This is a genomic window from Nocardioides sp. (genome assembly GCF_029937575.1).
In the GTDB taxonomy this organism is placed as follows: Bacteria; Actinomycetota; Actinomycetes; order Propionibacteriales; family Nocardioidaceae; genus Nocardioides.
This window is the reverse complement of the sequence record NZ_JAPYPS010000004.1, coordinates 39,674-51,448: the sequence shown is the minus strand read 5'-3', so window position 1 is coordinate 51,448 and position 11,775 is coordinate 39,674. Positions and strand designations below refer to the sequence as shown.

Below are 11,775 nucleotides of genomic sequence, written 5' to 3'. Positions count from 1 at the left end.
GAGGCGGTCGGGCCCTCAGTCGGTGACGTCGATGCCCTTCCAGAACGCCACCCGGTCGGCGATCTCGGCCGCTGCGTCCTTGGGTGTGGGGTAGAACCAGGCAGCATCCGGGTTCGTCCTCCCGTCCACCTCGACGGAGTAGTACGACGCCGTGCCCTTCCACGGACACACGCTGGTGGTCGACGAGGGACGCAGTAGCGCCTGGTCGACCGAGTCCGCCGGGAAGTAGTGGTTGCCCTCGACGACGACGGTGTCGTCGGAGGAGGCGATGACGGTGCCGTTCCAGATTGCGCGCATGGTGTCACGCTAGTGGGATGAGCCAACACCCTGAGTCCGCTGACGCGGCTGCTGAGTCGGTCGCGATCGTCGACTCCCCCGAGCGTTCCCGCTTCGAGATCTCCGTCGACGGGACCCTGGCCGGCTACGCGGAGTACGTCGACGCGGAGCCGGACGGGGACGACGTGGTGGAGCGGACGTTCCCGCACACGGTCGTCGAGGAGGAGTACGGCGGACGCGGCCTCGCCACGGTCATGATCCGTACGGCGCTCGACGCGGCCCGGGTCGCCGGCCTGGCGGTGAACCCCCAGTGCCGTGCGGTGCGCGGCTTCATCGCCAAGCACGCCGAGTACGTCGACCTGGTCCCGGCCGGTCGGCGCGCGGAGCTCGAGCTCTGACCGCTGGCGTGCTGCTTCGGCGTCTCGGGGCCGTGTGGCCCTGCTGGGCCGGTCGGGACGACCGGGCACGGATTTGGGAGACTGCGGCGTGACCATCGTGATGGGTGTCGAGTCGTCGTGCGACGAGACCGGGATCGGCTTCGTCCGCGACGGCGTCCTGCTGGGCGAGTCGCTGGCCTCCAGTATCGAGGAGCACGTCCGGTTCGGCGGTGTCGTCCCCGAGATCGCGGCCCGTGCCCACGTCCAGGCCATGGTGCCGACGATGCGCACCGCCCTCGACGACGCCGGACTGGCCTGGCACGAGGTCGGGGCCGTCGCCGTGACCGCCGGTCCCGGCCTCGCGACCGCGCTGCACGTGGGTGTCGCTGCCGCCAAGGCCGCGGCGCTGGCCCTGGGCGTGCCGCTGTACGGCGTGCACCACCTCGCCGGTCACGCTGCGGCCGACACCCTCGTGCACGGACCGTTGCCCGAGCGCAGCATCGTGCTGATCGTCAGCGGCGGCCACACGAGCCTGCTCGCGGTCGACGACCTGGTGCGCACCCCCATCCGCCATCTCAGCGACACGCTCGACGACGCGGCCGGTGAGGCCTTCGACAAGGTGGCCCGACTGCTCGGACTGCCCTACCCGGGCGGGCCCTCGGTCGACCTGGCCGCCCGCTCCGGCGACCGGGACGCCGTACGCTTCACGCGGCCGTTGACGGGCTCGCGCGACCCGGCCCTCGGCTTCTCGTTCTCCGGGCTCAAGTCGGCCGTGGCCCGCTACCTGGCCGCGCCTCGCGACCCGGGGATCAGCACCGAGGACGTCGCGGCGTCCTTCCAGGAGGCGGTCGCCGACACCGTGACCCGCAAGGCGGTGCTGGCCTGCCAGCTGGAAGGCGTCGACACCCTCGTGATCGTCGGTGGCGTCGCCGCCAACAGCCGGATCCGCGCGCTCGCCGAGGAGCGGTGCGCGGCCGCCGGCATCGAGCTGCGCGTGCCGCCACCACGGCTGTGCACCGACAACGGGGCGATGATCGCGGCCATCGGGGACCTCCTCGTCCGCGAGGGGGCGCGCCCCTCGTCCTCCTCGATCGGCGCTCGATCGTCGGTGCCGTTGGAGCTGGCTCGAATCGGCGAGTAGCAGGTGCCTCGCCGTCAAGCCGGCGCCCCGCGCCACACCCCGCGCCACACCCCGGGACGCCCCGGGACACACCGGGGGGTTCCCTGATGCCGCCGTACCGCGGGTATCTGATCCAATAGCCGCATGCGGATGCTCGACGCCCTCAGGCAGCGCGTGGGGAAGTACCTCCTCGAGCGCACCATGCGCGGAGGACTCGACCTGCGCAAGCTGCGCTTCCTCCCCGACGCGGTGACCCTCCCCTTCAAGCGCCACGGGGTCGACCCGGTGCCGGAGATGTCGGCCCTGCGCGACACCGAGCCGGTCTCCGAGCTCGCGACGCTCTTCGGGCGCAAGGTCTGGCTCGTCAGCGGGTACGACGAGGCGCGCGAGGCGCTGGCCGACGGCGCGTCGTACTCCAACGACCTCGGCCAGTTCGTCTCCCAGGAGGGCCGCGACGACTCCGAGCAGATCGGCGGGCTGGGGATGATCGACCCGCCGCTGCACACCGCCCTGCGGCGCTACCTCACCCCCGAGTTCACGATGCGGCGCCTGGCTCGTCTCGAGCCGGCGATCGAGCGGGTGGTCAACGAGCGACTCGACGCGATGGAGGCGGCGGGACCCGAGGTCGACCTGGTCTCCGCGTTCGCCTTCCCCGTGCCCTTCGAGGTCATCTGCGAGCTGTTGGGGCTGCCGACCGAGGACCGTGAGCGCTTCTTCAGCCTCGGGGTCGCCCGCTTCGACCTCAGCCAGGGCGGGGCGGGGATGTTCGGAGCGGCGGCCCACACGCGCGACTTCCTGATCAAGGCGGTGGCCGCCCAGCGTGACGAGCCGGGCGAGGGACTGATCGGCGGGCTGCTCAAGGAGCACGGCCACGAGCTCGACGACCTGACCCTCGGTGGCATCGCCGACGGGGTCTTCCTCGGTGGCTACGAGACGTCGGCCTCGATGCTCGCCCTCGGTGCCTACCTGCTCGCCGAGAGCCCGGACGCCGTTCGCCTGCTGCGCGACGATCCCGCCTCGGTCGACAAGGTGGTCGAGGAGCTCCTGCGCCACCTCACGGTCGTCCAGCTCGCCTTCCTCCGCTTCGCCAAGCGCGACCTCGTGCTCGGTGGCCAGCAGATCTCCGAGGGCGACGCCGTCGGCATCTCGCTGCTGGCGGCCAACCGCGACCCCCGTCTCGCGGCCGACGGCGACGACCTCGACACGTTCGACCCGGCCCGCGAGCCGACGCGGCACCTCGCGTTCGGCCACGGGATCCACCGGTGCGTCGGCGCGGAGCTCGCCCGGATGGAGCTGCGGATCGCGCTGCGGGGCCTGGCCCGGCGCTTCCCCGACCTCTCGGTCACCGCCCCGGCCGACGACCTCGACTTCCGCAAGCTCTCCGCGGTGTACGGCGTGGAGGCGCTGCCCGTGCACCTGTACGGCGCCGACCGCTCGTCAGCCACCTCGGCGAGCGTGTGACCCAGCGTCACCCGGCGGGCTCCGCCGAGCACGCCGTACGACGTCGGCGGCACCGGGCGGCTCAGGCAGCCGGGTGCCGGCGCCGGTCCGACCGGATCCGCAGCACCACGAGCCCTCCGACCAGCACTGCGAGTCCACCGAGCCCGTAGAGAACCCCGGCCGGCAGGGTGCCCGAGCTCTTCTGCTCGATCGTCCGAGCGTCCTCGGGTCCCGGCTCCTCCAGGGTGGGTGAGGCGCACGTCCCGGGCTCGGAGGGAGAGCCGGCCTCGGAGACCTCGAACGAGTAGGTGCCCGTCTGCCGGTCCCCGTCGTCGCTGATCACCGAGTACGTCAGCTCGTGGACCCCGGCCTCCAACGGCGATGCGAGAGCACAGACCGTCCCCTCGTCGCCGTACGTCGCCTGCCCTACGGGGAGCAGGTCGCCCGACGGGCCGCGCATCGCGACCAGGGGCGCGCCGCCCGTGTCGAGCGCCGTGAACTCCAGACGCAGCACTGTCGTGCCGACGGCGACGTCGTCGCCGGGCCCCGGCGAGCCGTCGACCAGCTCGCCGTGCGCGCGGGCCGGCACGGCGGCCAGCGCGACCGCGGCCAGGATCGTGGCCAGGAGGGCGAGTGCCCTCAGGAGAAGTCGGCGCATGCCAACCGGTTGTCCATGGCGTCGGCCGGGTGGACCACGACCGCCGGGGCGCCGTCACCGACCTGCTCGTCGCTGGTGATCGTGGCCTCTCCACTGCCGTCGGCGCTCGAGGTGAAGCCGAGGTGGATCTCGTTGGGCGGCACGTCACTGCCCTCGAGGTCGAACTTGAAGTGCGGCCCGCCGTTGTCCTCCTCGCACGTCTGGGCGTGCAGGTGCGAGACGTAGTCGGTGTCCGGCGCCAGGCCGCTCAGCCGGATCGTGACCGTGGTGCCGTCGTCGCTCTGGGCCAGCCACGCCTCTCCGACGACCCCGTCGCTGCCGGGGGGCGCGGTGTCGAGCACCGTGAAGTCACCGGTCTCCAGGTCGCCGTCGAGCTCGTCGGCGGGCGTGGCATCGGGGTCGTTCAGCACCATGCCCGACATGTCCATGCCGTCCATGCCGTCTGCCGTCGTTTCGGTCTCGTCGTCGCCGCAGGCGGCCGTGGCGAGGACGAGGGTGAGTGCGGCGAGGGTGGCGGCGGGGCGGGGCAGGCGCATGTTTCCACGGTAGCGAGCCGACCTCCGCGCGCACGCGCGGGTTGCGGCTCTCCGTCGGCGCGCCGGGGACGGGGTGGGCGGACACCTCACCGGGTTTCGACGCGCTCGCGCGACTTCGCAGGCTCAGTCGCGTCGCTTGCTCAACCTTCGTGAGCCACGCGGGCGGCTCCTTCGTCGCCTCCCGCTGCTCACTTACTCGTGGCGCGACCGTACTGGCGGACCGAGAGCGGCACGAAGACCGCGAGGATCAGCACGATCCAGCCCAGGGAGTAGATCACGGGGTGCTGCATCGGCCAGGCCGACTGGTCGGGCAGCCCCGGGCCGATGTTGCCGAACAGCTCGCGGCACGCCTGGGTCAGGGTGGAGACGGGGTTCCAGTCGACGATCGTGCGCAGGAAGCCGTCGAAGCTCTCCTGCGGCACGAACGCGTTGGACACGAACGTCAGCGGCATGATCACGATGAAGGAGGCGTTGTTGATGACCTCCACGCTCGGCACGAGCAGGCCGATGAAGGCCATCACCCAGCTGATCGCGTAGGCGAAGAGCAGGAGCAGCAGGAAGCCGGCCATCATGTCGATGAAGCCCTCACGCACGCGCCAGCCGACCAGGAGACCGGTGAGCGCCATGATGACCAGCGACAGCACGTTGTAGACGACGTCGGAGGTCGTGCGGCCGACGAGCACGGCGGCCCGCGACATCGGCAGGGAACGGAACCGGTCGATGATGCCCTTCTGCATGTCCTCGGCGAGGCCGGCCCCGGTGAAGGTGGCTCCGAAGACCACCGTCTGGGCGAAGATCCCGCCGATCAGGAACTCCTTGTAGTCGATGTCTCCGGGGACGTCGATCGCCGCACCGAAGACGTAGGCGAACAGCAGCACGAACATGATCGGGCTGATCAGCACGAAGACGAGGACCTCGGGCACCCGCTTGATCTTGATCAGGTTGCGCTGGGCCACGACCCAGCCGTCGGTGAGCGCCTGGCTGACGGCACCCCGGGGGACGGGGCCGCCCGCGCTGCGGGCACCGGCGGACTCCGCGGGGTCGGCGGCGGTGGCGCGAGTGGTCTGGTCGGTCATGCGGACACCTCGGTGGCGTGGGAGTCGGTCGGGTCGGTGGCGGCGTCATCCGGCTCGGTGGCGCGACCGGTGAGGGAGAGGAACACGTCGTCGAGGGTGGGGCGCCGCAACCCGATGTCGAGCACTCGGACCTCGTCGCGCTGCAGGTCTCCGAGGACGGCGTGCAGGGCCCCGGCCCCGCCGGTCACGGCGGCGGTGAGCGTGCGCTCCTCGACCTGGACGTCGCCCAGGGCGACGGCCGCGAGGGCACGCTCGGCCGCCTCGACCTGGCTGCTGTCGGCGAGCACGACCTCGACCCGCTCGCCCCCGGTCTGGGACTTCAGCTCGTCGGCGGTGCCGCGCGCGATCGCCTTGCCGTGGTCGATCACGACGATGTCGTCGGCGAGCTTGTCGGCCTCCTCGAGGTACTGCGTCGTCAGCAGCAGGGTCGCGCCCGAGGAGACCAGCTCTCGGATGACGTCCCACATCTGCTGACGGCTGCGGACGTCGAGCCCCGTGGTCGGCTCGTCGAGGATCAGGACGGGTGGTTCGGCGACCAGGGCGCCGGCCAGGTCCAGACGACGACGCATGCCACCGGAGTAGGTCTTGGAGGGTCGGTCGCCGGCGTCGGAGAGGGCGAACCGCTCGAGCAGGTCGCGGGCGCGCTGTCGCGCGCGGGCCTTGTCGAAGCCGTAGAGCCGCCCGACCATGGTGAGGTTCTCGAAGCCGGTCAGGTGCTCGTCGACGGCGGCGTACTGCCCCGAGAGCCCGATCAGGCGGCGCACGCCCTGCGGGTCGGCGACCACGTCGACGCCGGCGATCCGGGCGGTCCCCTCGTCGGGGGTGAGCAGGGTCGCCAGGCAGCGCACGGCGGTCGTCTTACCGGCGCCGTTGGGGCCCAGCAGCGCCAGCACCTTGCCCTCCGGCACGGCGAGGTCGAGCCCACCCAGGGCCTCGACCTCCTTGTAGCGCTTGACCAGGCCAGTGGCCTGGATCATGTCGGGCATGCGGCTTCCTTCCGTGAGCGATCCCCGTCGGTGAGTGCGTGGCGGATCGAGGACGTCGTGGGTCGTGCGGTCACTGTTGCAGAGTAGGGACCACCGCCGACAACCGAATTCATCGCGACATCCGACGTGGATCGGACTCCCGATATCCTGACGGGGTGGTCGGTGCGACAGGCGTGGCGGGAGCGACCGCCGCTGCGAGGGTGGTCGTGATCGGCGGGTCCAACGTCGACGTCCTCGCCAGGCCACGGGCCACGGCACTGCCCGCGACGAGCAACCCGGGCGAGGTGACCGTCACGGCGGGCGGGGTGGGCCGCAACATCGCCGAGAACCTCGCCCGCCTCGGCACCACGGTCTCGCTGGTGAGCGTGGTCGGCTCCGACTTCCACGGCGACCTGGTGCTCGAGGCCACCGGTGATGCGGGCGTCGACATCGAGCTCGTGCGCCGGGGGCTCACCCCCACGGGCACGTACGTCGCCCTGCTGGACGCCGACGGCGAGCTGGTCTCGGCCGTGTCGGACATGGCGGCGACCGCCTCCCTCGGCGAGGCCGACGTGCAGCTCGCCGGCGACGCGATCGCCGCGGCCGACCTGGTGGTGCTGGACGGCAACCTGTCGACCGAGGTGCTCGTCGCCGCCTGGGAGTCGGCCGTGACGGCCGGCGTGGGGGTGGTGCTCGATCCCGTCAGCGTGCCCAAGGCCGCTGCCATCGGGCACCTGCTGGGCGACGGACGTCCGCTCGCACTGCTCTCGGCCGGCTCGACGGAGCTGGAGGCGCTGGCTCTCGACGGAGCCTCACTGCTCGATCGCGGAGTAGCTGTGCTCTGGGAGCGGGCGGGAGCTGCGGGCTCGCTCCTGCGCACCCGGGAGGCGAGCGTCGAGCTGACCTCTCTCCCGGCCGCGGTGCAGGACGTCACCGGTGCCGGCGACGCGATGCTGGCGGCGTACTGCCACGCCGTGCTCACCGGTTCGACGCCCGCCGAGGCCGCCCGCTACGGGCATGCGGCTGCCGCCCTGACCGTGGGCAGTCGCCATACTGTCCGTCCCGACCTCACCGATGCCAACGTCCGGAGCCTGCTGTGACCACCCCATCAACCGGACCAGCTGGACCGGCCGGACCTGCCGGACCTGCCGGACTCGCCGTGACCGACGAGGTCGCCGCGGCGCTCGCCGCCGGCCGCCCGGTCGTCGCGCTGGAGAGCACGATCATCAGCCACGGCATGCCCTACCCCGACAACGTGGCGATGGCGCTCGAGGTCGAGGCCATCGTGCGCGAGGCCGGTGCGGTGCCGGCGACGATCGCGGTGCTCGGCGGGATACCCCGGATCGGGCTGTCCCCCGACGACCTCGAGCTCCTCGCCAGCGACGCGAACGTCTCCAAGGTCAGCGTGCGTGACCTGCCGTACGTCGTGGCACGCGGCACCCACGGCGCGACCACGGTCGCCGCGACGATGCGGCTGGCGGCGCTCGCGGGCATCGACGTCTTCGTGACGGGTGGACTGGGCGGTGTCCACCGTGGCGCCGCCGAGAGCTTCGACGTCTCCGCCGACCTCGGCGAGCTGGCGACCACGCCGGTCACCGTCGTGAGCGCCGGAGTGAAGAGCATCCTCGACATCGGCCTGACCCTGGAGCTGCTGGAGACCAACAGCGTGCCCGTGCTGGTGCACGGCTCCGACGAGTTCCCGTCGTTCTACTCGCGCAGCAGCGGGTACGCCGCCCCCGCGCGCATCGACTCGGCCGCGGAGGTCGCCGCGGTGATGACGGCTGCACGGACGCTCGGGCTCACCTCGGGGATCGTGGTGGCCAACCCGATCCCGGTCGCCGACGAGATCTCGGCGGGCCGCATCGGCGCCGTCATCGACCAGGCGCTGGCCGACCTGGACGCCCTCGGTATCGGCGGCAAGGACGTCACGCCGTACCTTCTCAAGCGGATCGTCGAGCTCACCGACGGTGCCAGCCTGGTCGCCAACATCGCGCTCGTGCGCGACAACGCCCGCTTCGGTGCCGCGATCGCGGTCGCCCACGCCCGTTGAGGCGGGTTCAACTCCCGTCCACCTAGCGCTGTCACCCTGCCCCGCGTGACCGACCACCCCGCGGCCCCCGTGCCCGTTGCGCCTCCCGCCACCAGCCGTCGCCACCTCCTGGCCGGCGGCGCGGGAGCCGGGGTGCTCGCCGCGGCCTCACCGATGCTGTGGGTGCCGCCGGCGGCCGCGGCGGCCCGGGCGAGCGGCGTCCACCTCGTGTACGGCGACGACGCGCGCACCGCGATGACGGTGTCGTGGTCCACGCCGCGCTCGGTCGACCGGCCGCGCCTGGAGATCGGGCCCGACCGCGGCCTGGGCCAGCGGGTACCGGTCAACAGCCGCCCCACCAAGGACCTGCGGACCGTCTACCACCACGGCAAGGTCGAGGGTCTCGAGCCGGGCACGCGCTACCGCTACCGGATCACCCACCGCGGCGCCGGGGCGACCACCGGCACCTTCACCACCGCGCCGGCCGCGGCGGAGCGGTTCCGCTTCGCCGCCTTCGGTGACATGGGCGTCAACGCTGCCGCAGCCGCGCACGTGAAGCTCATCGACGCCATGAAGCCCGACCTGTCCTTCGTGGTGGGCGACCTCTGCTACGCCGACTCCAGCGGCGGCACCGGCATCGGCGGGGCCGACACCCAGGACTTCCGCACGTGGGACCGGTGGCTGCGCCAGATCGAGTCGAGCGCCTCGCGGGTGCCGTGGATGACCACGGTCGGCAACCACGAGATGGAGACGGGCAACGGCGAGCTGGGGTACGCCGGCTACCTCGACCGCTTCCGCAACCCGCGCAACGGGGTCAAGGGCGCGCCGGTCACCTACTCCTTCGTCTACGGCAACGTCGCCTTCATCGCGCTCGACGGCAACGACGCGTCCTTCGAGATCGCGCGCAACGAGGGCTACCTCGGAGCCAAGCAGGACGCGTGGCTCGAGCGGAGGCTCAAGCGGCTGCGCAAGCGCGACGACATCGACTTCATCGTGGTCGGCTTCCACAACTGCATGTACTGCACCAACCTCGTGCACGCCTCCGACGGCGGCAACCGGACGCGGTGGGAGCCGCTCTTCGACCGGTACTCCGTCGACCTCGTCGTCAACGGCCACAACCACTGCTACGAACGCACCCACCCGCTGCGCGCCGGTGACCCGGTCGTCGAGGCACGCCGCGGCGCCGTCGTCGACTCGCGCAAGGGCACGACGTACCTCACCGCCGGCGGAGCCGGCCAGGCGGTCTACCCGACCAGCGGGTCGCCGCTGTCCTACGTGACCATGGACGGCGGGATCCGCGTCCCCGAGACCACGCTCTGGTCGGCGGTCACCGACAACCAGCACTCCATCGGCTTCGTCGACGTCGTCCCGCGACGCGGCGACCGCCCGGCGAAGATGAAGCTCACCGCCCTGGCCACCGACGGCACCGTCATCGACCGCGTCACCCTCACCCGGGGGTGAGACGCCGGACCCGGGAGCGCCGCGTCGGCGGAGCATCGGCGGCATACGGCAGGGTAGGAGCATGCACTACGTCGGAGTCGACCTCGCCTGGGGCGAGAAGCAGCCCACCGGGCTCGCCGTCGTCGACGAGCACGCCCGACTGCTGCACGTCAGCGCGGTGCGCACCGACGACGACATCGACGCCGAGCTGGCGGCGTACGTCGCCGGAGACTGCCTCGTCGCGATCGACGCGCCGCTGGTCGTCAAGAACGCCACCGGGTCGCGGCCGGCCGAGAAGGCGCTGAGCAAGGACTTCCGGCGCTTCGACGCCGGCACCCATCCCACCAACACCGGCAAGCGCGAGTTCGCCAACGGCAGCCGCGGTGCTCGGGTCGCCAAGCGGCTCGGCCTCGACATCGACCCGCGCTCGGGTCGGGCCCGCCGGGCGATCGAGGTCTACCCGCACGCCGCGTCCGTGGTGCTCTTCGGGCTGGACACGATCCTCAAGTACAAGAACAAGCCCGGCCGCGACCTCGACCTCCTGCGCGCCGAGCTGCTGCGGCTGATGAGCCACGTCGAGCAGATCGTGGTCACCGACGAGACCTGGGCCGGGCTGCGCTCGCAGGTCGAGAAGGCCACGCGCAAGTCCGAGCTGCGGGTCGTCGAGGACCAGGTGGACGCGGTCGTGTGCGCCTACGTCGGGTTCGTCGCCGACCGCACGCCCGACCTGGTCACGACGTACGGCGACCTCGACAGCGGCTACATCGTGACCCCCACCCTGGGCACGTCACCGACGCGCACCGACGTCGTGCGTGAGGCCGTGCAGACATACGCCGCGACGCACGACGACCTGACCCGCGCTGGTGCGGAGGCGGTTGCGCTGGTGCGGGGGATCCTCGACGAGGCGGGCATCAACTACCTGTCGGTGACGGGTCGGACCAAGGGCGTGGCCTCCTTCGCCGAGAAGGCGGCGCGGATGCTCGCCGGAGTGCCTGCCTACTCCGACCCGCTGCGCCAGATCACCGACCAGCTCGGCGTGCGGGTGATCACCTACGTCGAGGACGACGTGGACGCGGTCGCCGACCTGCTCGGCGAGCAGGTGATCGTGCAGGATGACCGCGACATGGGGCAGGAGACGGCCGACGAGGGGCGCTTCGGCTACGCCAGCCGGCACCTGATGATCGCCCTGGACGCCGCGCGCGAGTCGCACCCCGACTTCGCGCACCTCGGCGGCCGGGCGGCGCAGGTCCAGGTCCGCACGGTGCTGCAGCACGCGTGGGCGGAGTTCGAGCACGACATCCGCTACAAGGGCACGGTCCCGGCCGAGCACGCCCGCGAGTTCGACCGTCGCTTTGCGCTGGCCGCCGGGCTGCTCGAGCTCGCCGACCGGGAGTTCTCCCAGATCCGCGAGCGGCTGCGCGGGGTCGCGCCCGAGGTGCAGGCCGGCGCCGACGACGACCCCCGCATCGACCCGCGCGAGCTCGCCGCCTTCCTGGCCGGGCAGTACTCCGAGGCCGGCTGGTCCCGCACCGAGCACTACGGGTGGATCTCCGGTCTCCTCCTCGAGCTCGGCATCACCTCGCTCGCCGAGCTGGGCGACGTCCTGCGGCCCGTCGACGAGGCGCTGGTCACCCAGCGGATGGACTACCGCCACCCGGCCGGCGCCGTACGACGCCTGGACGACGCGCTGCTGTGGGTCTACGGCGACCGCTTCGTCGGCCTGCACGGCAACGCCCACCGACGCGACGGGCTGGCGGCTCGGCTGGCACGGCTGGCCCCGGGCACCACGTCGGGATAGGCCCCGAGGAAGGTCAAGGCTTCAGGCCCCGCAGAGCTGACTTCCGTCAGGGACCGTCCC

At 72.1% G+C, this 11,775-nt stretch carries 12 protein-coding genes; 7 read left to right on the top strand and 5 right to left on the bottom strand.

Annotation, left to right across the window (positions count from 1 at the left end; all coding sequences use genetic code 11):
• Nucleotides 1–15: 15 nt before the first annotated feature.
• Entirely contained in the window at nucleotides 16–297 is a 282-nt protein-coding gene (locus Q1K33_RS02540; RefSeq protein ID WP_300400228.1) for a DUF427 domain-containing protein, read from the bottom strand.
• 17 nt (nucleotides 298–314) lie between these two features.
• Between Q1K33_RS02540 and Q1K33_RS02535 the strand changes: the two genes are divergently transcribed.
• From Q1K33_RS02535 to Q1K33_RS02525, 3 genes are all read left to right on the top strand, one after another.
• Complete coding sequence (locus Q1K33_RS02535; protein ID WP_300400225.1) at nucleotides 315–674, top strand: GNAT family N-acetyltransferase; 360 nt, start codon at nucleotides 315–317, stop codon at nucleotides 672–674.
• A gap of 100 nt (nucleotides 675–774) precedes the next feature.
• Nucleotides 775–1,794 (top strand): tRNA (adenosine(37)-N6)-threonylcarbamoyltransferase complex transferase subunit TsaD, encoded by a 1,020-nt coding sequence (tsaD, locus tag Q1K33_RS02530; protein ID WP_300400393.1) that lies wholly within the window; start codon nucleotides 775–777, stop codon nucleotides 1,792–1,794.
• Nucleotides 1,795–1,917: 123 nt separating this feature from the next.
• Entirely contained in the window at nucleotides 1,918–3,234 is a 1,317-nt protein-coding gene (locus tag Q1K33_RS02525) for a cytochrome P450 (RefSeq protein WP_300400223.1), read from the top strand.
• Nucleotides 3,235–3,295: 61 nt separating this feature from the next.
• Here the strand turns inward: Q1K33_RS02525 and Q1K33_RS02520 are convergent, their stop codons facing one another.
• From Q1K33_RS02520 to Q1K33_RS02505, 4 genes are all read right to left on the bottom strand, one after another.
• Nucleotides 3,296–3,871: a copper resistance protein CopC gene (locus Q1K33_RS02520; RefSeq protein WP_300400219.1), complete on the bottom strand. Its 576-nt coding sequence runs from the start codon at nucleotides 3,869–3,871 to the stop codon at nucleotides 3,296–3,298.
• The gene (locus Q1K33_RS02515; protein WP_300400217.1) at nucleotides 3,853–4,407 is read right to left on the bottom strand and encodes a hypothetical protein; all 555 of its coding nucleotides are present in this window, start codon (nucleotides 4,405–4,407) and stop codon (nucleotides 3,853–3,855) included. The genes Q1K33_RS02520 and Q1K33_RS02515 overlap by 19 nt, the downstream gene beginning before the upstream one ends.
• A 188-nt stretch (nucleotides 4,408–4,595) precedes the next feature.
• Nucleotides 4,596–5,483 (bottom strand): ABC transporter permease, encoded by an 888-nt coding sequence (locus tag Q1K33_RS02510; protein ID WP_300400215.1) that lies wholly within the window; start codon nucleotides 5,481–5,483, stop codon nucleotides 4,596–4,598.
• Complete coding sequence (locus Q1K33_RS02505; protein ID WP_300400213.1) at nucleotides 5,480–6,469, bottom strand: ATP-binding cassette domain-containing protein; 990 nt, start codon at nucleotides 6,467–6,469, stop codon at nucleotides 5,480–5,482. The genes Q1K33_RS02510 and Q1K33_RS02505 overlap by 4 nt, the downstream gene beginning before the upstream one ends.
• A gap of 155 nt (nucleotides 6,470–6,624) precedes the next feature.
• Here Q1K33_RS02505 and Q1K33_RS02500 point away from each other — a divergent pair, with 155 nt between their 5' ends.
• From Q1K33_RS02500 to Q1K33_RS02485, 4 genes are all read left to right on the top strand, one after another.
• A complete protein-coding gene (locus Q1K33_RS02500) occupies nucleotides 6,625–7,548 on the top strand; it encodes a carbohydrate kinase family protein (protein WP_300400211.1) in 924 nt (307 codons plus the stop codon).
• Between the two features lie 59 nt (nucleotides 7,549–7,607).
• Entirely contained in the window at nucleotides 7,608–8,498 is an 891-nt protein-coding gene (locus Q1K33_RS02495) for a pseudouridine-5'-phosphate glycosidase (protein WP_300400209.1), read from the top strand.
• 45 nt (nucleotides 8,499–8,543) lie between these two features.
• On the top strand, nucleotides 8,544–9,938 hold the full coding sequence (locus Q1K33_RS02490) for a metallophosphoesterase family protein (RefSeq protein WP_300400206.1): 1,395 nt from the start codon (nucleotides 8,544–8,546) through the stop codon (nucleotides 9,936–9,938).
• A 61-nt stretch (nucleotides 9,939–9,999) separates the two neighbouring features.
• On the top strand, nucleotides 10,000–11,715 hold the full coding sequence (locus Q1K33_RS02485; protein WP_300400204.1) for a DUF429 domain-containing protein: 1,716 nt from the start codon (nucleotides 10,000–10,002) through the stop codon (nucleotides 11,713–11,715).
• The last annotated feature ends 60 nt before the right edge of the window (nucleotides 11,716–11,775 follow it).

Coding starts and splice junctions, on each gene's coding strand:
- Q1K33_RS02505 (WP_300400213.1), bottom strand. CDS start 6,469: ATGCCCGACATGATCCAGGCCACTGGCCTGGTCAAGCGCTACAAGGAG.
- Q1K33_RS02485 (WP_300400204.1), top strand. CDS start 10,000: ATGCACTACGTCGGAGTCGACCTCGCCTGGGGCGAGAAGCAGCCCACC.
- Q1K33_RS02515 (WP_300400217.1), bottom strand. CDS start 4,407: ATGCGCCTGCCCCGCCCCGCCGCCACCCTCGCCGCACTCACCCTCGTC.
- Q1K33_RS02535 (WP_300400225.1), top strand. CDS start 315: ATGAGCCAACACCCTGAGTCCGCTGACGCGGCTGCTGAGTCGGTCGCG.
- Q1K33_RS02520 (WP_300400219.1), bottom strand. CDS start 3,871: ATGCGCCGACTTCTCCTGAGGGCACTCGCCCTCCTGGCCACGATCCTG.
- Q1K33_RS02525 (WP_300400223.1), top strand. CDS start 1,918: ATGCGGATGCTCGACGCCCTCAGGCAGCGCGTGGGGAAGTACCTCCTC.
- Q1K33_RS02510 (WP_300400215.1), bottom strand. CDS start 5,483: ATGACCGACCAGACCACTCGCGCCACCGCCGCCGACCCCGCGGAGTCC.
- Q1K33_RS02540 (WP_300400228.1), bottom strand. CDS start 297: ATGCGCGCAATCTGGAACGGCACCGTCATCGCCTCCTCCGACGACACC.
- tsaD (WP_300400393.1), top strand. CDS start 775: ATGGGTGTCGAGTCGTCGTGCGACGAGACCGGGATCGGCTTCGTCCGC.